We start from the raw sequence: 19,384 nt of genomic DNA on the forward strand, positions 1-19,384 counted from the left end.
CGTCTCCGGCGTCCCCCACGTCTCTCCGACGTCCCGACGTTCCCTCCACCGTCAGAAAGGAACCACCGCGATGACCAGACCCACCCGTCGCTCCGCTCTCCTCAAGGGCCTCGCCCTGATGGGGCTGTTGGGCACCCTGCTCGTCGGCGCCCCGCCCGTCTCGGCGCAGGACGCCCAGGACGCCCAGAGTGCGCAGGACACGGGCGCGAGCGCGAACGCCGTCGCCGCGACCGTCACGTACCCGCAGACCACCGACAGCTTCGCCAACCCCGAGCGCGGCTTCTACCGCCACACCAGCAGCTGCGACCAGAGCGACTTCAGCGCGAGCACCCTCCAGGGCTACCGCGTCAACGAGGGCGTCACCGTCGTGATGTGCATCTTCTACCTCTCCGACTTCAAGACCAGCGCCATCAGCCAGACCGCGCTCAGCCGCCTCCAGCGCCAGTTCGACGCCGTACGGACCGCCGGCCTCAAGACCATCGTCCGGTTCGCCTACACGGATTCGACCGACGGCGCCGACGCCACCAAGGACCGGGTCGTCTCCCACCTCGACCAGCTCGCGCCGTATCTGAGCGCCAACAGCGATGTGATCTACCTGGTGCAGGCGGGCTTCGTCGGCGCCTGGGGCGAGGGCTACTACACCCAGAACTTCGGCAACGCGGGCAGCGTCACCACCGCCGACTGGGCCAACCGCAAGGCCGTCGTCGACAAGACCCTCGACGTCCTGCCGTCGACGCGCATGGTGCAGCTGCGCACCCCCAAGTACAAGCGGACGATGTACGGCACGACCGCGCTGCCCGCCTCCCAGGCGTACAACGGCACCGCCGTCGCCCGCGTCGGCCACCACAACGACTGCTTCCTCGCCAGCGCCGACGACTTCGGCACGTACGAGAACCCCGCCGTCGAATACCCCTACCTCGCCACCGAGACCGCCTCGCTCCCCATGGGCGGCGAGACCTGCGCCGTCAACACCCCCCGCACCAGCTGCCCGACCACGCTCTCCGAGCTGAAGATGTTCCACTGGTCGTACATGAACACCGACTACGAGGCGAACGTCGTCAACGGCTGGCGCACCGGCGGCTGTCTGCCCGAGATCACCCGGAACCTCGGCTACCGCTTCGCCCTCCAGAGCGGAACCTTCCCCACCACGGCGAGTCCGGGCGGCCCGCTCGCGGTGAACCTCACCGTCAGGAACGACGGGTACGCGGCGCCGTTCAATCCGCGCGGTCTGGAACTGGTGCTGCGCAACAACGCCACCTCCCAGGTGTACCGGCTGCCGCTGACCGGTGACCCGCGCACCTGGGCCGCCGGCACCACCACCACGATCGACCGGAGTGTGACCCTGCCGGCCGGCCTGCCCACGGGCAGCTACAGCCTGCTGCTGAACCTCCCCGACCCGCAGCTGTCGTCCCGGCCCGAGTACTCCGTCCGGCTGGCCAACCAGGGCACGTGGGAGGCGGCCACCGGCTACAACAACCTCCTCCAGACGGTCACGGTGAGCTGACCCCGGAGCACCGCGGACACCTCCGTCCGGCCCCTCACCTCCGTCCGGCCCCTCACCTCCGTCCGGCCCCTCAGGCCACCGCGTCCAGCCGCAGGTTCCAGCGGCCCGGCGTACCCGTCAGGGTGACGGTCGAGAGGGGCCGGACATCCACGTACCAGTAGGTACGGGGCGGCGCCTTCAGCGCGTAGACCAGGGCCGCCCGGACGACCGCCGGCTCGGCGACCGCGGCGATGGCGGCGATGCCCTCGGCGGGCCGGGTGTCGAGCCAGCCCCCTATCCGGGAGATGAAGGCCAGCAGGGGTTCGCCGCCGTACGGTGCGGCGCGCGGGTCCGCGAGCCACGCGTCGACGGCGGCCGGCTCGCGGGCCGCCACCTCGGCCAGGGTGTGCCCGCGCCAACGGCCCATGTCGCAGTCGCGCAGGGCGGGTTGGAGGAGCGGCGCGAAGCCGAGGGCCTCACCGGTGGCGCGGCTGCGGGGGCTCGGCGAGCAGTAGCGGAGATCGGCGGCGCAGAGCGGGAGCAGCGCGTGCGCGACGAGCTGTGTCTCGTACCAGCCGGCCCGGTCGAGGGGACGGTCGTCCTCGAAGCGTTCGTCGTACAGGTCCGACCCGCGCGCCGCGGCGACCAGAGTGAGCCGAACAGTCATGGCCGCGATCGTGGGGCCGAAAGCACCCCCGGTCAAGGGCCCGCCCCCTGCCCGGAAGTCAGCCGAGCGACCCGAGGGCCTCGTCGCACGCCGTACGCAGCCGCCGTACGCCCTCGGTGATCTCCCCGGCGCCCGCCACCGCCGCGAAGCTCAGCCGCAGATGGGCGGCGGGCGGTTCGGCGCTGAAGTACGGGCGGCCGGGCGCGACGGCGACGCCCGCGCGCAGGGCGGCGGAGACGACCGCCTGCTCGTCGGCGCCGTCCGGCAGCCGCAGCCACAGGTGGTAGCCGCCCACCGGGATGTGCGGCAGGGCCAGCTCGGGCAGCGCGATGCGCAGCGCCGCCGTCATGGCGGTACGGCGGGACCCCAACTCGGCCGACACGGACCGCAGATGGCGGTTCCACGCGGCCGAGCCGACGAGTTCGAGCGCGGCTTCCTGGAACGGGCGCGGCACGAAGAACGTGTCGACGACATGGATGGCGCGCAGCCGCTCCAGCACCGGCCCGCGCGCGGCGAGCGCGCCGACCCGCAGGCTCGGGGAGGTCGCCTTGGTGAGCGAGCAGACGTGAACCACGACGCCGTCCGGGTCGTCGGCGGCCAGCGTCCGGGGCAGCGGGCCCGCGTCCTCGTGCGCCAGGCGCCGTACGAAGTCGTCCTCCACGACGAACGCCCCGGCCTCCCGGGCGATCCGCAGCACCTCGGGCCTGCGGGCCGCCGAGAGCACCGCGCCGGTGGGGTTCTGGAAGAGCGGCTGGCAGACGAACACCTTGGCGCCGGAGGCCCGGAACGCGGCGGCGAGCAGTTCGGGCCTCACCCCGTCGGCGTCCACCGGTACGGGTACGGGCCGCAGCCCGGCGGCGCGGGCGATGGCCAGCATCCCGGGGTACGTGGGCGATTCGACGAGGACGGGCGCGCCGGGCGGGGCGAGCGCGCGCAGCGCGGTGGTCAGCGCGCTCTGGCCGCCCGCCGTGACGAGCACCTCGGCGGCCGTGCAGGTGTCGGCGATCCCCCGGGCGAACCAGTCGCGCAGCTCGGGCAGGCCGTCGATGGGCGGTCTGCCCCAGGCGCCGGGCCGCCGGCCCGCGCGGGCGAGGGCGGCGGCCATCGCCTGTTCCGGCTGGAGGGAGGGGTGCAGATAGCCGCCGTTGAACTCGATGACGCCCGGCGGTGGCGCGGCGAGCGTGATGAGGACGCCGGAGGCGTCCACGGCGCGCGGGACGAGTTCGGCGGCGGTGTCGGCGCTGAGGGTGACCTCCTGCCAGGAGGTGTCGCCGGGCGCGGGCTGGCCGGTCCTGGCGGGCGCGCGGAAGGCTCCGGCCCCGGGCCTGGTGGTGACGAGCCCTTCGGCGGTGAGCCGGGCGAGGGCGCGGGAGACGGTGACCGGGGAGACGCGGTACCGCTCGACGAGGGCCCGGCTGGACGGCAGCTTTCCACCGGGTGAGTAGCGGTTCAGCTCGGCCCGCAGGGATTTCGCCAGATCTGCCACACTGCTACGCTCATGCATGACAGCACAGAATAGCGCTACTACCGCCGATGCGATAGCGGTCACCGCCTCAGGAAGTACCACCGGCAGTACCACCGCAAGCGCCTCCGGCGCTCCCTCCCCCACCGGCTTCTCCCGTGGCACCCTGCTCGCCGCGCTCGGTGTCGTCGCCTTCTCCCTCACCTTCCCGTCCACCGTGTGGGGCCTGGAGAGCTTCGGCCCCTGGTCGTTCGTCGCGGTCCGCAGCGTGCTCGCCGCGCTGATCGCGGGCGGCTTCCTGCTGGCGCTGCGCGTGCCGCTCCCCCACCGCCGCCATCTGGGCGGGCTCCTCGTGGTCGCCGGCGGGGTCGTGGTGGGGTTCCCGCTGCTGACCACGCTGGCGCTGGAGACGTCCACCACCTCGCACGCGGCGGTGGTGGTCGGGCTGCTGCCGCTCACCACGGCCGCGTTCGCCGCCGTCCGTACGGGCCGGCGGCCGTCGCGTACGTTCTGGGTGGCGGCGGGCGCCGGCGCGGCCGTGGTGCTCGCCTTCGCCGTCCAGCAGAGCGGCGGCGCCCTGTCCGCCGGCGATCTGTATCTCTTCGGCGCGCTGCTGGTCTGCGCGGCCGGCTATACGGAGGGCGGCAGGCTGGCCCGGGAGATGCCGGGCTGGCAGGTGATCGGCTGGGCGCTGATCGGCTGTCTGCCGCTCTCCCTGACGGGCGCGGCGGTGGCGCTGTCCTTCGAGCCGGTGCGGCTGACGGCGCACGGGGTGATCGGGCTGCTCTGGGTGGCCGCGGGCTCGACGTTCTTCGGACTGTACGTCTGGTACCGGGGCATGGCCGCGATCGGGATCCCCCGGGCCAGCCAGCTCCAGCTCGCCCAGCCGGTGCTGACCCTGGTCTGGTCCGTACTCCTGCTGGGCGAACACCTCACGCCCGCCGCGCCGCTGGCCGCCGTGGCGGTGCTGGTCTGTATCGCGGTGACCCAGCGGTCGGCGGCCTGAGGCGGCGCACACGGCCGGCCGGGAGTCAGACGCGGCCGGCCGGGATTCAGACGCCCGGCCGCGCCCGCTTCCCGTAGTGGTCCGCCACCACCCGGGTCATGGCACCGATCGGATCGGCGCCGACCTCCTTCGCCGAGAAGAAGCAGTGGCCGCGCACCCCCGCGTACTCCCGGGCGAGGGTGAGGTGCCGGGACAGCTCGGCCGGGTCCTGCCAGGCGGCGGGCTGCGCCGGATCGCCCGCCTTGTAGAGGGCCTCGCCGATGTACAGGTCGACGCCCGTGCCCCGTACGGTCCCGTCCCACCAGCGCAGCAGCTTCGCGTAGTCGCAGGCGGCATAACCGATATTCCAGTACAACTGCGGCACGATGTAGTCGATCCAGCGGTTCCTGATCCATTTCCGGGTGTCGGCGTACAGGTCGTCGTACGTCTGGACGCCGCCCCGGGTGTCCGAGCCGAGCGGGTCGGTGGCGGCGTTGCGCCAGACACCGAACGGGCTGATGCCGAACCGTACGCCCGGCTTGATCTCCTTGATCCGCGCGCCCGTCTCCCGTACCAGCAGATCGATGTTGCCGCGCCGCCAGGCCGCCTTGGAGGCGGAGCCGCCGTGGCGCCGGTACGCGTCGGCGTCGTCGAAGCTCTCCCCGGCGACCGGGTACGGATAGAAGTAGTCGTCCCAGTGCACGGCGTCGATGTCGTACCGCGCGACCGCGTCGAGCATCGCGTCCTGGACGAACTTCCTGACCTCGGGCAGGCCCGGGTTGTAGTACAGCTTCCCGCCGTACGGGACGGTCCACTCCGGGTGGACCCGCGCCGGGTGCGTCGCGATCAGCCGCGTGCGGTCGGTGTGGTTGGCGACGCGGTACGGGTTGAACCAGGCGTGCAGTTCGAGCCCGCGCGCGTGCGCCTCCCGTACGGCCGTGCCCAGCGGGTCCCAGCCGGGGTCCTTGCCCTGGGTGCCGGTGAGGTACTGCGCCCACGGCTCGTACGGCGAGGGCCACAGCGCGTCGGCGGTCGGCCTGACCTGGAGGACGACGGCGTTGAGGCCGCGCTTGACGGCGGTGTCCAGATGCCTGATCAGCTCGGTGCGCTGGGCGGCGGCCGTCAGCCCCGCTCTGGACGGCCAGTCGCGGTTGGTGACGGTCGCGATCCACATGCCGCGCAGCGCGGGCCGCGCGGGTACGGGGCGCGGCCCGCCCGGAGCGCCGGTGGCCGTGGCCTCTGCCGCTGCCGCCGCGAAGGCCGAGTCCCCGGCCGTGAGCAGCGCCGCGACCATCGCGGCCCCGGCCCCGACGAACTCCCTCCTGCCCAGCGGGCTCGCGCCCCCGTGTGTGCCCCGGCTCGTACCGTGTTCCATGTACCTGTCCCTGCCCTTGCCCGGTGGTCGGTCGTCGGTCGGTCGGTCGCTCGCTCGGTCGGCCGCTCAGTCCGAAGAGTTGATGCCCGCCCCGGCGCACCGGCCACACCCGCCGTCGGAGTAACGTCCTGTCCCTGGCGGGCGCCGGAATCACACGGGGGACCTGCCGGGACACGGACCAGCGAAAGGCACGATGTGACCGACACCCTGACCGATATCGCCCGCGTCGGAGTGGTGGGCTGCGGCCAGATGGGCGCAGGCATCGCGGAGGTCGCCGCCCGCAGCGGCCTGGAGGTCAAGGTCGCCGAGACCACCGGCGAGGCACTGGAGATCGGCCGGACCCGGCTGACGAACTCGCTCGCCAAGGCCGCCGAGCGCGGCAAGATCACCGAGGCGGAGCGGGACGCGGCACTCGGCAGGCTCAGCTTCACCACGGACCTCGGGGAGTTCGCCGACCGCGATCTCGTCATCGAGGCCGTGGTCGAGAACGAGCAGATCAAGACGGAGATCTTCCAGGTACTCGATCAGGTGGTGACACGTCCCGACGCGATCCTCGCCTCCAACACCTCCTCGATCCCGCTGGTCAAGCTCGCCGTCGCGACGTCCCGCCCCGACCAGGTCATCGGCATCCACTTCTTCAACCCGGCCCCCGTGCAGCAGCTCGTCGAGCTGATCCCCGCGCTGACCACCTCGGAGGAGACGGTCGAGCGCGCCGCGGCCGTCGTCGAGAAGGTGCTGGGCAAACACGCCATCCGCGCCCAGGACCGCTCGGGCTTCGTGGTGAACGCGCTGCTCATCCCGTATCTGCTGGCCGCGATCCGGATGTACGAGTCGGGCATCGCGAGCCGCGAGGACATCGACAACGGGATGGAGATGGGCTGCGCCCACCCGATGGGCCCGCTGAAACTGGCGGATCTGATCGGTCTTGACACGGTCGCGTCGGTCGCCGACTCGATGTACGCCGAGTACAAGGAGCCGCTGTACGCCGCGTCCCCGCTGCTCCAGCGGATGGTGGACGCGGGCCGGCTCGGCCGCAAGACGGGCGCGGGCTTCTACCCGTACCACTGACCGCTGTTCACACGCCTGCCATGACGAAGGGCCGTCTCCGCCACCGCGGAGCACGGCCCTTCTCGTGTCCGCCCGAACCCGCCGGGGTCACCGTCGGCACTTCCAGCAGGCCCAGGCGAAGCAGGCGAGCAGCGCGGTGACCGCCAGATCACCGATGCCGATCGGCGCGCCGGCCTCCTTGGAGGCGACGCTGCCGACGGCGAGCGCCGCGAAGAGGATGGCGAGCGCGGTCCAGACGCGGGTCACGTCCGCCCCCGCCCGGAGCGGCGTGGGGCGCGCTCGGGGAATTCGTACAGGCCCCGGGCGACCAGCCGGCGCTGCCGCAGGCGCTCCGCGAACGCGGTGCCTCCGAAGATCGCGCCGAGGGCGACGGCGAACCCCACGAAGACGAGCGCCTCCGCGAAGCCGTCGTCCGGCAGCACGGTCACGAGCGAGACGAGAAGGAGTGGGGCCGCGACGGCGAACCCCACGGCCACCGGATGGCGGGCGGCGAAGAGCTGGAACCGGGTAGGGGGCTCCTGGCCCCCCATGAGCCGGTCCACCGTCACCAGGGCTTCTTTCGCCTTGCGTCCGATCGATGCCATGGGGGCGAGAATACCGGCCCCGCGCACCGGAAACACCCTCGGGGCTACCCTCCGTAACACCTCTTCGCACGAGGTGTGCGCGGGGTGCGCGCATATGCCATTCGCACACCTTGATGCCGTGCGCCCAGGGGGAGTTGACTCCCTGGGAAGAGGACACTCCCACCTCGACAGGAGCGGAAACGTGACCCCCGACCCCGACCACTCCCTGCTCGCCGGCAAGTCCGGCCAGGCCGACGCGGCCCACAAGGCCCACACCTACGCCGACTTGCGCCACGGCCTCGATGTCGGCCTGGCGAGGGCCGACGGCAGACTGGCGCTGCTCGCCCAGCGCGGCGACCAGACCGACAAGGATGTGCACGATCTGGCCGCGCGCGTCGCGGCGCTGGAACACGCCCGGTGGCCGCTGCCCGCCGTGGCGTCGCTCTGCGCTCTCGGAGCGCTGGCCACGACGGTCTGGCAGGCCGTCGGCCGCTGACCGCGTCCCGGCCGTGCGGACTTCACCGACCGGCGCCACCGGCCACGGACGCCTACGCCTACGCCTACCCCAGCCGCAGATGATGGAGCATCAGCAGCCCGGCCGTCATATTGGCGGCCGGGATCTCCCCCCGGGCGATCATGTCCGGGATCAGCTTCAGCGGCACCCACTCCCGGCGCGAGGACTCGAAGTCGTCCTCGGGATGGCCGATGTAGGTCGCCTCATCGGTCCAGTAGAGATGGTGCCGGGCATCGCTCAGACCGTTGGACGGCTCGACCGTCAGCAGATGGCGCAGCGGGCCGGGGCGCCACCCGGTCTCCTCCTCCATCTCCCGCGCCGCCGCGGTCTCGATGTCCTCGCCGTCCTCGACGACGCCGGCGGCCAGCTCCCAGCCCCAGCTGTCGGTGATGAAGCGGTGCCGCCAGAGCATCAGCACCTCGTTGGCGGAGTTGACCGCGGTCGCCACGGCGACCGGGCGGAGCCGGATGAGGAAGTGGTCCAGATGGCGGCCGTCGGGGAGTTCGACATCGGCCAGATTGACGCTGAACCAGCGGTTCTCATAGACGGTTTGCTCACTTAGTTTCGTCCACTGCACGTTTCTGCCACCTTCCGACAAGTTGATGGCAATATCGCAGCAGCGAACAGCAGAGACAGGAACGCACGGGGGGCTCACAGAGGGACTCACAGGGCGGCGCGGGCAGCGCGGACGTGGCACGGAGGTGGCGCGGGAGTGGCCCCGCGGCGGGGCCCGGCAGCGGTCTACAGCGGAACGCGCAGCGCCCCCTCGATCAGCTCCGCCGTCTCCTCCGCCACCGCGGAACCGCTGGCCACCAGCTGCTCCCGTACGGCGCGCAGCCGGTCCCGCAGCCGCTGCGACTCCATGCCCCTGGCCCGCTCCGCCATCTCCGCCGCCGTCCGCGCCGCCCGGTCGGGCTCGCCCTGCCGCAGCTCGATATGGCTGAGCATCGCGAGCCGGTGGACCCGCCCCCGGTCGTGCGCCGGGCTGTCCACGGCCGCCGTGGCGTGCGCGCGCGCCGCGGGCAGATCGCCGAGGCTGAGCAGCGCCTCGGCCACCTGCACGTTCACCAGCCCGGGCTGTACGTAACCGGTCTCGTCGGGCTCGCGGCCCGGCCGGATGCGCTCCGCCTCCGACTCCGCGCGCCGGATACAGCCGAGCGCCCCGCCCGCGTCGCCGAGATGCGCGTACGACTTGGCCTGCATCGCGTGCAGATCGGCGGCGAGCGCGGGCGTGATCCGGCTGCCCGCCGTACGCAGCGCGGCCTCCGCGAAGGCGACCGCCTGCCGGTACTCCCCCATGTGCAGCGACTGGTTGACCAGCAGCGCGATGGCGTACGCGCCGAGCCCCCGGTCCCCGCTGGCCTTGGCCAGCCGCAGCGCCTGGTGGAAGTAGCGCTGGGCGAGCCCGTGCGCGTCGGAGTCGTACGCGCAGATGCCGGCCACCGCGACCAGCCCGCCGGTGGCCCGGTGCAGCTGACGGCCCATCGCGTCGGTGTACCCGCCGCGCAGCAGCGGGGCGGCCTCGGCGTTGAGGAAGCGGACGATCCGGGTCCTGGTCGCCACGCCGCCCGCCCGGCGGTACATCAGCTCGTAGTGCGCGCGGGCGGAGCGCAGCAGCTCGATGTCGGCGGGGCCGACCCGGTTGCCGCCGGTGCGGGAGACGTCCGAGTCCTCGGGCGGGTTCTCCCACTCCCAGACGGGCATGACGGCGGGCGTGCCGGTGACCGTGGGGGCGGCCACTATGTGCGGTCGCTGCTGCTCGTCGCTGCGCCACAGCGCGGTGGCCCGCTCCACGAACCCGGCGAGCGGGGTGCCGCCCGGTACGGGCGCCTCGCCGGGCACACCGAGCCCGATGTCGTCGAGGGAGAGCGGCCGGCGCAGCCGGTCGCCGAGCACCGCGCAGATCAGGTCGGGCACCTGGCCGCGGGGCCGCTGGCCCTTCAGCCAGCGCGATACGGCGGTGTGTTCGTACCGCAGGGCGAGGCCTCTGGTACGGCCCGCCTGGTTGACCCGGGCGGCGAGACCGGCATGGGAGATGCCCGCCTCGTCCAGCAGGGAATCGAGCAGTGAATTGGGCTGCATGTGCCCCTCCGATGGCTCGGCCGCACCAGCGTAGTGGAACGGGAAACGCACGGGGTGTGAACGTAATGCCCGGTCCCGTGGCGCGTGCGCCCTGCCGCGGGACGTCCCTGGACGGTTGACTGGCAGCGCCTCACCGAAGAGGAGGAGGCGGGCCGGGCCGTGGCTCCCCCCTCGTACTGTGCGGCGGCCCGCACCCCGCACCGTCCGCCCCGCCGCGACCTGCCCGACACCCCGCCGGCGGGGCGGACGACGCCTCGCTCACGGGCCCGTCCGGCGGTCATTCGTCCAGCGGAAGGAGAAGACCGGCCGGATGGGTCGGTCCGCGGGCCGGTTCGCCGGACTGCGCCGGGACCCGCTCGTGCTCCTCCACCGGGACGCGGTCGTTGCGCAGGGCCAGCAGCGCCGTGTCGTCCCTGACCCGTCCGCCGGTGTGGCGCAGCAGCGCGGAGTGGATCCGGCCCACCACCGCGGCGGGCGGCAGCGGCGGGCGCGCGCCCGACGGCACGATGCGCGCGAGCTCCTCCGCGAGGCGGAAGAAGCGGCCCTCCGTGTCACGCGCGTCCTCCGCGCCGTCGGTGTGCAGGAGGAGTGTCTCGCCGGGCAGCAGCCGCCCGCAGCGCTGCGGCGGAAGGTCGGCGGGCAGCGGCGCGGCGCCCATCGGCGGCAGCGGCTCGCCGGCGGCCAGCCGGGTGACGCACCGGCCGAGCAGATACGGCCACGGGTGGCCGCAGTTGAGCACCCGCACCTCGGCGTCCGGGCCGATCTCCAGCAGCAGTACGGTCACGAACTCCTCGGCCGACAGGCACTCCTGCTCGTGCGCGTCGGCACCGCCGCCGGCCCCGGCCCCCGAGTCGCGCGCCTGGTCGCTGACATGGCGCTGGTGCGCCCGGTCCAGCCGGCGCAGCACCCCGTCGAGCCCGCTCTCGTCGTACGCGGCCTCCCGGAAGCTGCCGAGGACCGCGGCCACCGTGCCGATGACCGGCAGCCCGTGGCCGCGCACATCGCCGATAACGACGCGGACGCCGTACGGGGTGGCCAGGGCCTCGTACAGATCGCCGCCGACATCGGCGCTCCGGGAGACGGAGAGCTGCCGGGCGGCGAGCGCGAACCCGTCCAGCCGGGGCGGCAGCGGCCGGATCAGCGTCTCCTGGGCGGCGCGCGCCACCGCCCGTACCTCGCCCAGCTCACGCGCAGCCCGGCGCCGTACCCGCACCAGGATGTAGGCCATCAGCAGCACGAACGCCACGCAGGTCACGATCCGCGGGAGCAGGTTCTCCCGGGGTGTGGTCGGGCGGGTCAGCTCCCAGGTGATGATCAGTGCGAGCAGCCCGCCGGGCACCGCGCACTCCATGAAGCCCCAGGAGGCGGAGGCCTCTTCGAGCGCCGCCAGCTCCGCCAGCGCTTCCCGTGACTCCCGCTCGTCCTGCTCCTGCCGCTGGTCCCCGGACGTGGTGTCGTCCATGGACGTTCCGTCCGCTGCCCTGGTCCGATACATCCGCCGGCCCCCGCTCCCTGATCCGGCCTGATCCGAGCGGAAGACCCCGAGCCTCTGGGCGTACTCGACCGTCGTGGCCGGATCGATTGTGTCGATCACTGGGGCCCGAACGCGAACCACGCCCGGCTTCCTCACTCGAACGAGTGAGGGGCGCGTCCAGAATCCGGACGCGCCCCTCAAAAACCGCTCAAAAACCGCCGGTCAGGCGCCCCGCAGAACCGCCCCGGTCCGCTCCCCGGCCAGCGCCACCGCCGCGTCGCGCGCGGCCGTGGCCTCGTCGACCGTCAGGGTGCGGTCCGCGGCGCGGAAGCGCAGGGCGTACGCGAGGGACTTGCGGCCCTCGCCGATCTGTTCGCCGGCGAAGACGTCGAACAGCCGCAGGGACTCCAGGAGTTCCCCCGCGCCCTCGTACAGCGCCCGCTCCACCTCGGCGGCCGGCACGTCGGCCGCGACGACCAGCGCGACGTCCTGGGTGGCGACCGGGTAGGTGGAGATACGCGGCGCCTGGAGCGCGCCCGTGGACGCCCGCTCCAGCAGGTCGAGATCGACCTCCATGGCGCAGGTGCGCTCCGGCAGCCCGAGCGCCTTCACGGTGCGCGGGTGCAGCTCCCCGGCGTGGCCGACGAGCGTCTCCTCGCCGTCGGTCACGGCGAAGAGCCCGGCGCAGCGGCCCGGGTGCCACGGCTCGTACCGCGCGGCCCGTACGGTCAGCTCGACCCCGGCCTCGCGGGCGACGGTGCGGGCCGCCTCGACGGCGTCCGCCCAGACCGCCTGACCGCCCTTGCCCCACCAGCCGGCCTGCTCGCGCGCCCCGGCCAGCACGACCGCCGCGTGACGCGGCTGGCGCGGCAGGGCCGCGTCGAGAGCGGCGATCTCCTCGACGGTCGGCCGCCGGTCGACGGGCAGCCGTACGGGGACGGTCTCCTCGCCGGTGGGCCGGAAGACCGAGCCGGTCTCGAAGAGCGCCAGATCGTGCGAGCCGCGGCCGTCGTTGCGGCGCAGCGCGGCGAGCAGGCCGGGCAGCAGCGTGGTGCGCAGCGCCGGCTCCTCGTCGGAGAGCGGGTTGACGAGCGTGACCGTACGGCGGCGCTCGTCGTCGGCGGCGAGACCGAAGGCGTCGAGCACGGCCTCGCCGGTGAACGGGTAGTTCAGCGCCTCGACATAGCCGGCCCCGGCCAGCGCGCGGCCGACCCTGCGGTGCAGCCGCTGACGCTCGGTGAGCCCGCGGCCCGAGGGCGGGGTGGGCAGCGTGGAGGGCAGGTTCTCGTACCCCTCCAGCCGGATGACCTCCTCGGCGAGGTCGTTGGGCGCGCCGAGGTCGGGGCGCCAGGACGGCACGGTGACGACCAGGTCGTCCTGCCCGTACACGTCGCAGCCGATCTGCTGGAGCCGGCGTACGACGGTCTCGCGGCCGTACGCGACCCCGGCGACGCGGTCGGGGTGGTCGGCGGGCATGGCGATGGTGTGCGGCGCGGGCGGCGCGATGACCTCGGTGACGCCGGCCTCGGCGGAGCCGCCCGCGAGCAGCACCAGCAGGTCGACGGTCCGCTGCGCGGCGGCGGCCGTGGCACCGGGGTCGGTGCCGCGCTCGAAGCGCTTGGACGCCTCGGAGGCCAGCTTGTGGCGGCGCGCGGTGCGGGCGATGGAGATCGCGTCGAAGTGCGCGGCCTCGATGACGACCTCGGTGGTGCCGCTGACGGCGCCGGTCTCCGGGTCGGTCGTGGTGTCGGCGATCTCGGTGTGGGCGCCGCCCATCACGCCCGCGAGACCGATCGGCCCGCGGTTGTCGGTGATGACCAGGTCGGCCGCGTCCAGGACGCGCTTGGTGCCGTCGAGCGTGGTGATCTTCTCGCCGTGCTCGGCACGGCGGACCCCGATGGGCCCGTCGAGCCGGGTGCGGTCGTACGCGTGCAGGGGCTGGCCCAGCTCCAGCATCACGTAGTTGGTGATGTCGACGGCGAGCGAGATCGGCCGCATGCCGGCCTTCTGGAGCCGGCGCCGCAGCCAGATCGGGCTGCGGGCCTCGGGGTCGAGGCCGGTGACCGTGCGGGCGGTGAAGCGGTCGCAGCCGCGCGGGTCGGCGATCTTCACCGGGTGGCCGTACGAGTTCGGCGCGGGGACGTCGAGCAGCGCCGGGTCGCTCAGCGGCAGCCCGTACGCGATGGCCGTCTCGCGGGCGACCCCGCGCAGCGACAGGCAGTAGCCGCGGTCGGGGGTGACGGCGATGTCGAGGACCTCGTCGACCAGCTCCAGCAGGGCGATGGCGTCGGTGCCGGCCTCGCACTCGGGCGGCAGCACGATGATGCCGCCGGTGCCGTCGTCGCCCATGCCCAGCTCGTCGCCGGAGCAGATCATGCCGTGGGACGTTCTGCCGTACGTCTTGCGCGCGGCGATCGCGAAGTCGCCGGGCAGCACGGCGCCGGGCAGTACGACGACGACCTTGTCGCCGACGGCGAAGTTGCGCGCGCCGCAGACGATCTCCTGCGGCTCGCCGGTGCCGTTGGCCGTGCCGACGTCGACGGTGCAGAAGCGGATGGGCTTCTTGAAGCCCTCCAGCTCCTCGATGGTGAGGACCTTGCCCACGACGAGCGGGCCCTTGAGGCCGGCGCCGAGCTGCTCGACCGTCTCGACCTCAAGGCCGGCGGAGACGAGCTTGGCCTGCACGTCACGGCCGGTCTCGGTCGCCGGCAGGTCGACGTACTCCCGCAGCCAGGAAAGCGGGACCCGCATCAGATCTCCATCCCGAACGGCCGGGTGAACCGGACGTCACCCTCGACCATGTCTCGCATGTCTTCGACGTTGTGGCGGAACATCAGCATCCGTTCGATGCCGAACCCGAAGGCGAATCCGCTGTACTTCTTGGGGTCGACCCCGCAGGCGGTGAGCACCTTGGGGTTGACCATGCCGCAGCCGCCCAGCTCGATCCAGCCCTCGCTGCCGCAGGTGCGGCAGGGCCGGTCGGGGTTGCCGACGGACTCGCCGCGGCAGACGTAGCAGACCATGTCCATCTCGGCGGACGGCTCGGTGAACGGGAAGAAGTTCGGCCGCAGCCGGGTCTTCATGTCCGGGCCGAAGAGCGCCTGGACCATGTGGTCCAGGGTGCCCTTGAGGTCGGCCATGGTGAGGCCCTCGTCGACCGCGATCAGCTCGATCTGGTGGAAGACCGGGGTGTGGGTCGCGTCCAGCTCGTCGGTGCGGTAGACCCGCCCGGGGCAGACGACGTAGACGGGCAGCTCGCGCGAGAGCAGCGAGCGGGCCTGGACCGGCGAGGTGTGCGTACGGAGCACCACACCGGACTCGTCGCCCGTGGTGCCGTCGGGCCCCTGGACGAAGAAGGTGTCCTGCATCTGCCGGGCCGGGTGGTCAGGGACGAAGTTGAGCGCGTCGAAGTTGAACCACTCGGCCTCGGCCTCGGGGCCCTCGGCGACCTCGTAGCCCATGGCCACGAAGACGTCCGTGACCCGCTCCATGAAGGTGGTCAGCGGGTGGCGGGCGCCGGCCGGGGTCCGGTCGTACGGCAGCGTGACATCCACCGCCTCCTCGACCAGGACCCGGGCGTCGCGCTCGGCCTCCAGCTCGGCCTGGCGGGCGGCGAGCGCCTTGCTGACGGCGCCGCGCGCCTGGCCGACGCGCTTGCCTGCCTCGGCCTTGGCCTGCGGCGGCAGCGCGCCGATCTCCCGGTTGGCGAGGGCGAGCGGCGACGTGCCTCCGGTGTGCGCGGTCTTCGCGTGGGCGAGCGCGTCGAGGTCACCGGCGGCGGCGAAGGCGGCGAGCGCCTCGTCCCGCATGCGCTCGATCTCTTCCGGTTTCAGTGCCTCGACCTCGACCGGGTCGTACGACTTGTTCGGTGCGGACATCTCTTCCCGTACTTCCGATTGGCTGGCGAAACGACCCTGCTCGATCACTGGGGGCGCGAAGGTGCCAAAGGTCGAGTCTAAAGGCCGTACGAAGGTGACGGAGCCCGTGGTGCCCGCCCGGGCCGCTATATGAGATGGGCGGGGGTGCCGACGGGCAGGACAAAGCGGAACTCGGCACCGCCGCCGGGCGCGCGCCCGACCGTGATCGTCCCGTTGTGCGCCTCGACGATGCCTTTGACGATGTACAGCCCCAGCCCGGTGCCGCCGCGCTTGCTGCCCCGCCAGAAGCGGGTGAAGACGCGGTTCATGGACTCCTCCGGAATACCGGGCCCCTCGTCGCACACGGTGACGGCCGTCCCCTTCTCTGTCCCGGCCGCGTGCTGGACCTCCGCGGCCGCCACATCGATAGTGACGGTTCCCTCGCCGTGGCGCACCGCGTTTTCCAGCAGGTTGCCCAGCACCTGGTCGATCTTGTCGGGGTCGGCCCACAGATCGGGCAGCGGCTGCTGGATACGGACGAGGAACCGGTCGGGCGACTGGCCTGAGGCGGTGTGCGACTGGACGTGGCGGGCGACGGCCTGGCCGATGTCGACGGGCTGCCGGCGCAGCTCAAGCCGTCCGGAGTCGATGCGGGAGATGTCGAGCAGCTCGGTGATCAGCCGGGTGACCCGGTTCGCGTCGGCGTCGACCGTCTCCAGCATCAGCCGCTTCTGGTCGTCGGTGAACCGCTCCCACTTGGCGAGCAGGGTGGCGGTGAACCCCTTGACGGAGGTCAGCGGGGAGCGCAGTTCGTGGGCGACGGTCGCGATCAGCTCGGCGTGGCTGAGTTCGGTACGGCGGCGCGCCTCGGTGCCCCGTACGCAGATGACCAGCCGGCGCACGGGCCCGGTGGGGCGCTCGCGCACGTACCGGGCGGAGACGAGCACCTCACGGCCGCCGGGCAGCAGCAGATTGCGCTCGGGCTGGCCGACCCGGGTGGCGAGACCGCCGTACGGGTCGGTCAGCGTCCACCAGCGGCGGCCCTTGAGGTCCTCCAGCGGCAGCGCGTGCTCCAGCGGGTGGCCGAGGGCGTCGGAGGGCGGTATGGCGGTGATCCGGGCGGCGGCGGTGTTGAAGCAGACGACCCGGCCGGTCTCGTCGGCGATGATCAGCCCGTCGGGGAGGTCGTCGGGGTCGATACCGCACGGGGCGGCCCCCGGTCCGCCGTCCTCCGGTCCACGGAGTAAGGCGCTCCGGGCCGCGGCGGATCCGCTCGCACCGACAGTCATGCCCGCACCCCACCTCTTCCGCATCGCTCAGTGGGTCCCCGAAAGCGCAACATTACTCGTCGCCCTGGCCGGAACGGACCCCCTCAGCACGTACCGCGGACGCGCTGGGCGCGTGCTGAGGCGTAGAGACATACGGCCGCGGCGGTCGCCAGGTTCAGGCTCTCGGCCTTTCCGTGGATCGGCACCCGTACGACGGCGTCCGCGAGGGCGCGCGTCTCGGCGGGCAGGCCCCACGCCTCGTTGCCGAAGACCCAGGCGGTGGGCCCGCCCATGGTGTCCGCGTCCAGCTCGTCGTCCAGGTCGTGGTCGCCCGCGCCGTCGGCGGCCAGGATCCGTACGCCCGCCTCCCGCAGCCCCCGGACGGCCTGCTCGACGGGGACGCCGACGACCACCGGCAGATGGAAGAGCGAACCGGCCGACGCCCGTACGGACTTCGGGTTGTACAGGTCGACGGAGGCGTCGGTGAGGACGACGGCGTCGGCGCCCGCAGCGTCGGCACAGCGCAGGACCGTTCCCGCGTTCCCGGGGTCGCGTACGTGCGCGAGGACGGCGACGAGCCGGGGCCGGGCCCGCAGGACGGACTCGAACGGCGAGTCGAGGAAGCGGCAGACGCCCAGCAGCCCCTGCGGGGTGACGGTCCCGGAGAGGTCGGCGAGCACCTCGTCGGGCGCGAGCTGTACCCGGGCGCCGATGGCCCGCGCCGCGTCGATCAGCTCCGCGTACCGCTCGGCGGCCTCGGCGGTGGTGAACAGCTCGGTGAGGGTGGGCGCCCCGTCCTCGCCGCGGTGGGCCACCGCCTCCCGTACGGCCTGGGGGCCCTCGGCGATGAACCGGCGCTCCTTGACGCGGAAGGCGCGCTTGGCGAGCCGCCGGGCGGCCGTGACACGCGCGGAGCGCGGGGAGATCAGCTCGGGGGTGCCCATCGGCGGCGTACTCACTTCTCGTGGCGGGGTACGGGTGGAACGCGCCGGACCCGCAGGCGCGATGCCTACGGGTCCGGCGGAAGAGCAGGTGCTGCCCGAAAGGGGATCAGGCGGCGGCCTTCGGAGCGTTGACGTCGCTCGGAAGGGCCTTCTGGGCGACCTCGACCAGCGCGGCGAACGCGTTGGCGTCGTTGACGGCCAGCTCGGCGAGGATCTTGCGGTCGACCTCGACGTTGGCGGCCTTCAGACCCTGGATGAAGCGGTTGTAGGTGATGCCGTTGGCGCGGGCGGCGGCGTTGATCCGCTGGATCCACAGCTGACGGAAGTCGCCCTTGCGCTTCTTGCGGTCGTTGTAGTTGTAAACGAGGGAGTGGGTGACCTGCTCCTTCGCCTTCCGGTACAGGCGCGAACGCTGGCCGCGGTAACCGCTGGCCGCTTCGAGGATTGCCCGGCGCTTCTTGTGGGCGTTGACTGCCCGCTTGACGCGTGCCACGTGTTGACTCCTTGTAGCGGGGTCGTGGGTGGACTCACACGACCCGAAAACGAATAGGTCCCGGTGCTGACAGCCGTCGCCCCCGGTCACCCGGGGGCAGCGGCGTCACTTGCCGAGAAGCTTCTTGATCTTCTTGGCGTCGCCGGGGGCCATCTCGGCGTTGCCGGTGAGACGGCGCGTCACCCGTGACGACTTGTGCTCAAGCAGGTGGCGCTTGCCGGCCCGCTCGCGCAGCACCTTGCCCGAGCCGGTGATCTTGAAGCGCTTGCTGGCACCGCTGTGCGTCTTGTTCTTCGGCATGGCGCCGCTCTCTCCTCGTCAGTGGCGCTCCCTGCCGGCCGGTTTCCCGACCGGCGCACGGGAGCGTCAGATCTTCTGGTATGTGGTTCCCGACGGAACCGGGGACTGCCTGGACGGCACCCTCGCGGCTCACGCCTCGGACGAAGCCTCGGCGGGGGCCGCCTGGGTGTCGTCCGCCGCGTCCGCCGACTCCTCGGTCGCGTAACCCTGACGCTCGGCCTTGCGGGCGGCCTGCGCCTCGCGGGCCTCGGCCATGGCCTCGGTCTTCTTCTTGTGCGGGCCCAGAACCATGATCATGTTCCGGCCGTCCTGCTTCGGGTTCGACTCGATGAAGCCGAGTTCCTCGACGTCCGAAGCGAGCCGCTGGAGCAGTCGGAAGCCCAGCTCGGGGCGGGACTGCTCACGACCACGGAACATGATCGTGATCTTGACCTTGTCACCCTGCTTGAGGAACCGGACGACGTGACCCTTCTTGGTGTCATAGTCGTGCGGGTCGATCTTCGGCCGGAGCTTCATTTCCTTGATGACCGTGTGCGCCTGGTTCTTGCGCGCCTCACGAGCCTTCATGGCCGACTCGTACTTGAACTTCCCGTAGTCCATGAGCTTGCACACGGGCGGACGGGCTGTCGCCGCGACCTCGACCAGGTCCAGGTCGTACTCCTGTGCGAGCTCCAGGGCCTTGGCGAGCGGGACAATGCCCACCTGCTCGCCACTGGGACCGACAAGTCGCACTTCGGGAACGCGAATCCGGTCGTTGATGCGGGGCTCGGCGCTGATGGATCCTCCTCGGTAGCACCACACGACTGTCTGGCAGACAGCCGCGTAACGTCTTGTGTACAGACCAACCGC

19 protein-coding genes are annotated in these 19,384 nt (G+C 72.5%); 4 read left to right on the forward strand and 15 right to left on the reverse strand.

The window, feature by feature from the left end:
- Positions 1–70 precede the first annotated feature (70 nt).
- A complete protein-coding gene (locus AB0389_RS05125) occupies positions 71–1,504 on the forward strand; it encodes a DUF4832 domain-containing protein (RefSeq protein WP_366393930.1) in 1,434 nt (477 codons plus the stop codon).
- 70 nt (positions 1,505–1,574) lie between these two features.
- On the opposite strand, the gene AB0389_RS05130 is transcribed toward AB0389_RS05125, so the two are convergent.
- Positions 1,575–2,150 (reverse strand): phosphoglycerate mutase family protein, encoded by a 576-nt coding sequence (locus AB0389_RS05130; protein ID WP_366393931.1) that lies wholly within the window; start codon positions 2,148–2,150, stop codon positions 1,575–1,577.
- Positions 2,151–2,208: 58 nt separating this feature from the next.
- Positions 2,209–3,654: a PLP-dependent aminotransferase family protein gene (locus AB0389_RS05135; RefSeq protein ID WP_366393932.1), complete on the reverse strand. Its 1,446-nt coding sequence runs from the start codon at positions 3,652–3,654 to the stop codon at positions 2,209–2,211.
- On the opposite strand from AB0389_RS05135, the gene AB0389_RS05140 reads away from it, so the two are divergent.
- Positions 3,653–4,618, forward strand: a complete 966-nt coding sequence (locus AB0389_RS05140) for a DMT family transporter (RefSeq protein WP_366393933.1) — start codon at positions 3,653–3,655, stop codon at positions 4,616–4,618. The genes AB0389_RS05135 and AB0389_RS05140 overlap by 2 nt on opposite strands.
- Before the next feature lie 46 nt (positions 4,619–4,664).
- Here the strand turns inward: AB0389_RS05140 and AB0389_RS05145 are convergent, their stop codons facing one another.
- Complete coding sequence (locus AB0389_RS05145; protein WP_366393934.1) at positions 4,665–5,972, reverse strand: family 10 glycosylhydrolase; 1,308 nt, start codon at positions 5,970–5,972, stop codon at positions 4,665–4,667.
- A 207-nt stretch (positions 5,973–6,179) separates the two neighbouring features.
- Here AB0389_RS05145 and AB0389_RS05150 point away from each other — a divergent pair, with 207 nt between their 5' ends.
- Positions 6,180–7,040, forward strand: a complete 861-nt coding sequence (locus tag AB0389_RS05150) for a 3-hydroxybutyryl-CoA dehydrogenase (RefSeq protein ID WP_366394083.1) — start codon at positions 6,180–6,182, stop codon at positions 7,038–7,040.
- Positions 7,041–7,127: 87 nt separating this feature from the next.
- On the opposite strand, the gene AB0389_RS05155 is transcribed toward AB0389_RS05150, so the two are convergent.
- Positions 7,128–7,286 (reverse strand): hypothetical protein, encoded by a 159-nt coding sequence (locus tag AB0389_RS05155; RefSeq protein ID WP_366393935.1) that lies wholly within the window; start codon positions 7,284–7,286, stop codon positions 7,128–7,130.
- Positions 7,283–7,624, reverse strand: coding sequence for a hypothetical protein (locus tag AB0389_RS05160; protein ID WP_366393936.1), 342 nt, complete (start codon positions 7,622–7,624; stop codon positions 7,283–7,285). Before AB0389_RS05160 ends, AB0389_RS05155 begins: the two co-directional genes overlap by 4 nt.
- Before the next feature lie 205 nt (positions 7,625–7,829).
- Here AB0389_RS05160 and AB0389_RS05165 point away from each other — a divergent pair, with 205 nt between their 5' ends.
- Positions 7,830–8,099 carry a hypothetical protein gene (locus AB0389_RS05165; protein ID WP_366394084.1) on the forward strand — a complete coding sequence of 90 codons (270 nt, stop codon included), beginning with the start codon at positions 7,830–7,832 and terminating at the stop codon, positions 8,097–8,099.
- A 64-nt stretch (positions 8,100–8,163) separates the two neighbouring features.
- Here the strand turns inward: AB0389_RS05165 and AB0389_RS05170 are convergent, their stop codons facing one another.
- The 10 genes from AB0389_RS05170 to infC all read right to left on the reverse strand — a co-directional run bounded on the left by AB0389_RS05170 (position 8,164) and on the right by infC (position 19,336).
- Positions 8,164–8,694 (reverse strand): NUDIX hydrolase, encoded by a 531-nt coding sequence (locus AB0389_RS05170; RefSeq protein ID WP_366393937.1) that lies wholly within the window; start codon positions 8,692–8,694, stop codon positions 8,164–8,166.
- Between the two features lie 164 nt (positions 8,695–8,858).
- A complete protein-coding gene (locus tag AB0389_RS05175) occupies positions 8,859–10,199 on the reverse strand; it encodes a transcriptional regulator (RefSeq protein WP_366393938.1) in 1,341 nt (446 codons plus the stop codon).
- A 277-nt stretch (positions 10,200–10,476) separates the two neighbouring features.
- On the reverse strand, positions 10,477–11,661 hold the full coding sequence (locus AB0389_RS05180) for a PP2C family protein-serine/threonine phosphatase (protein ID WP_366393939.1): 1,185 nt from the start codon (positions 11,659–11,661) through the stop codon (positions 10,477–10,479).
- Between the two features lie 234 nt (positions 11,662–11,895).
- Positions 11,896–14,424: a phenylalanine--tRNA ligase subunit beta gene (gene pheT / locus AB0389_RS05185; protein WP_366393940.1), complete on the reverse strand. Its 2,529-nt coding sequence runs from the start codon at positions 14,422–14,424 to the stop codon at positions 11,896–11,898.
- The gene (gene pheS / locus AB0389_RS05190) at positions 14,424–15,551 is read right to left on the reverse strand and encodes a phenylalanine--tRNA ligase subunit alpha (protein ID WP_366393941.1); all 1,128 of its coding nucleotides are present in this window, start codon (positions 15,549–15,551) and stop codon (positions 14,424–14,426) included. The genes pheT and pheS overlap by 1 nt, the downstream gene beginning before the upstream one ends.
- 125 nt (positions 15,552–15,676) lie before the next feature.
- Positions 15,677–16,819 (reverse strand): ATP-binding protein, encoded by a 1,143-nt coding sequence (locus AB0389_RS05195; RefSeq protein ID WP_366393942.1) that lies wholly within the window; start codon positions 16,817–16,819, stop codon positions 15,677–15,679.
- A gap of 83 nt (positions 16,820–16,902) precedes the next feature.
- Positions 16,903–17,742, reverse strand: a complete 840-nt coding sequence (locus tag AB0389_RS05200; RefSeq protein WP_366394085.1) for an RNA methyltransferase — start codon at positions 17,740–17,742, stop codon at positions 16,903–16,905.
- Between the two features lie 106 nt (positions 17,743–17,848).
- Positions 17,849–18,235, reverse strand: coding sequence for a 50S ribosomal protein L20 (rplT, locus tag AB0389_RS05205; RefSeq protein WP_114626556.1), 387 nt, complete (start codon positions 18,233–18,235; stop codon positions 17,849–17,851).
- Positions 18,236–18,340: 105 nt separating this feature from the next.
- Entirely contained in the window at positions 18,341–18,535 is a 195-nt protein-coding gene (rpmI, locus tag AB0389_RS05210) for a 50S ribosomal protein L35 (RefSeq protein ID WP_030418114.1), read from the reverse strand.
- Positions 18,536–18,664: 129 nt separating this feature from the next.
- A complete protein-coding gene (infC, locus tag AB0389_RS05215; RefSeq protein ID WP_366393943.1) occupies positions 18,665–19,336 on the reverse strand; it encodes a translation initiation factor IF-3 in 672 nt (223 codons plus the stop codon).
- Positions 19,337–19,384: the final 48 nt, after the last annotated feature.

It is taken from the genome of Streptomyces sp. NPDC093109 (assembly GCF_040701725.1).
Lineage (GTDB): Bacteria > Actinomycetota > Actinomycetes > Streptomycetales > Streptomycetaceae > Streptomyces.